Annotated in this window: 1 protein-coding gene; it reads right to left on the reverse strand. The window is 46.5% G+C overall.

All coding sequences use genetic code 11. The annotated features are described in order from the left end of the window. On the reverse strand, window positions 1-228 hold a 228-nt coding region (locus tag RRF55_RS28380; protein ID WP_439419353.1), incomplete at both ends, for an efflux RND transporter permease subunit.

A 228-nucleotide genomic window follows, 5' to 3' on the forward strand; every position in this document is an offset into this window, starting at 1 on the left:
GCTTATGGCTAATTTTTTTTACTTTAAACCACTGCGCGTACAAGGCAGGTAAAAAGAACAGGGTTAATAGCGTCGCCACAATTAGTCCGCCCATGATCGCAACGGCCATAGGTCCAAAGAAAATACTTCTAGACAATGGGATCATCGCCAGAACAGCTGCCAATGCCGTCAGTACAATTGGACGACAACGTCGCACCGTCGCATCGATGATTGCATCCCATGATTCAT

This window comes from Klebsiella sp. K47 (genome assembly GCF_051858335.1).
In the GTDB taxonomy this organism is placed as follows: domain Bacteria; phylum Pseudomonadota; class Gammaproteobacteria; order Enterobacterales; family Enterobacteriaceae; genus Klebsiella; species Klebsiella pneumoniae.